At 54.2% G+C, this 1,872-nt stretch carries 2 protein-coding genes; both read right to left on the bottom strand.

Annotation, left to right across the window (positions count from 1 at the left end; all coding sequences use genetic code 11):
• Window positions 1-1,070 (bottom strand): Hpt domain-containing protein (locus VAE48_RS11640; protein ID WP_322793497.1); only part of this gene is annotated, 1,070 nt, incomplete at its 3' end.
• 340 nt (window positions 1,071-1,410) lie between these two features.
• On the bottom strand, window positions 1,411-1,701 hold the full coding sequence (gene csrA, locus VAE48_RS11635) for a carbon storage regulator CsrA (protein ID WP_322793496.1): 291 nt from the start codon (window positions 1,699-1,701) through the stop codon (window positions 1,411-1,413).
• Window positions 1,702-1,872: the final 171 nt, after the last annotated feature.

The following is a 1,872-nucleotide window of genomic DNA, read 5'->3' as shown; positions in this document are numbered from 1 at the left end:
GTGATGCGGCTGATGTGGGCTACCGTTTCGGCCAGGTTTTCAACCAGCGGATCGTTGTGGGCTTGCGCTTCCAGTCTGTTCCGCACCTGAAAGAGGTGATTGCGGTCCGTAATCAACTCACCCACCAGATTCATCAGGCTGTCCAGCCGTTCGACGCTGGTGCGTACGGTCATCTCCACCCCGCCGCGCCCGGCGCTGCCGTTGGAACGGCTGCGGGCCGGCTGGTTGAGCGGTGCAGCCGCTGGCTGGTCATTCGATTTTTCAACAGCCGCGGATGGGTGCGGGCGAGAAGGCTGGGGCTTATCTTCCGTCTTAATAACCGCCTTGCTTGCCCCATCTGCCTGCACAATAACTTGTTCAACCTCCGAGATCTGCCCCAGTTTTTCCGCTACGGTATCTTCATTGACCTTCGTCAACAATTGTGCCTGAAATGTCTGCACCGGTTGGGCGGTTTCAATTTGCTCCAGGCTGGGCTGCATCGCCGAAATTTCTCCCAATTCTTGCAGCGCCATCATTATTTGAAAGGCACGCGCCGCTGATGCGATGCTGTGCGGGTCAATTTGCGCCTGAATATGGAGCAGTTTTTTCCCGTTGGATTGTGCTTCTATCGGTTGAGGCTGAGGTGGTTCATGAGGGATTGACTCAACCCGGCTCTGATTTGAAATTTGACCCTTGTTTGAGGATGTGAAATCCGCAAACGCTTCGATTAACGGCTGCGGATCATAATCACTGAGCAAACCCTGAGTCACCTCATCGCGCAGCGCACGCAAACCATCCACCGCATCCAGGCACAGGTCAATCAACGCCGTACTGACCGAGTACTGCCCCTTGCGCAGGCCGTCGAAGGCCGTTTCCAGCGCGTGGGTGAGGTTGGTCATGCGGTGGTGACCGATCATGCCCGCCATGCCTTTCAGGGTATGTGCCGCCCGAAAGGCATTTTGCAGCAAATCGCTATCACCGCTGCGATGTTCCAGCTCCACCAGCGTTTCATCCAGGGTTTGAAGGTGTTCATCCACCTCCGCCAGAAAAATGGGGAGTTCATCTTGGCTGATGTCAAAAACCATTTGCATAGCAACCCGCCGTATTGAAGATAAAATCCATACGCTCTGGAGTAAGATTAACACAAGCCCGGTAAGGCTTCAGTAAAGAGCGCGTAAAATACAGCCAAAGAACGCATGAAAATAATAAAAAAACGTCAGTTCGGGATAAATCCTCTTTATACATCCGATTTCAGAATTTTGCCCCTTCCTGCGCCTCCCCCAATATCGCTTCTGCGATATTGGGGGAGGTGTGAGGGGGTCAATTACACATTTCGCTGCTCACAGGGTTTTGCGCTTATCCCAAACCCATGATAAAAAAATGCTGACCACAGATGGTCAGCATTTTATTTTCCATAAACGAGGGGCGCCTTTATGCCTGGTCGGGACTCTCCGGTGCTTCTCCCGGCTGCGGATCGGGCGACTCATCGGCCAGCAATTTGCGCAAGGCTTCAAACGATTCCGGCTCCGGGCCGCTTGCCAGCAATTCCTGTAAGCGGGTCTGTTCTTTGACGGCATCAGCAACTTCCTGACGCAAGATCAGCACTTCACGCGGAGCTGTTATGCCCAGTTTGACGCGGTCACCTTCCACCGCCAGCACAGTGACCGTGATCGAATCACCAATCGCAATACTTTCATCTACCCGTCGGGTCAGCACTAACATAGCCGGGATCCTTTACCTTTTTGGAGGATGGCTGCCTGTGTCCCCGAAGGCACAGCGCCTCACGATCAGCGCAGATAATCGAACAGGCTGAGGGCCGATATGGCACGCCGGCTGACTTCCAGTACTGCCTGATAGGTCGTTTCCTGACCGCGCAGCAGGGTAATGGCTTCC

This window comes from Bellilinea sp. (genome assembly GCF_034432615.1).
Taxonomy (GTDB): Bacteria; Chloroflexota; Anaerolineae; order Anaerolineales; family Anaerolineaceae; genus Bellilinea.
The sequence above is the reverse complement of the archived record's forward strand: the minus strand, read 5'-3'. Positions and strand labels throughout refer to the sequence as shown.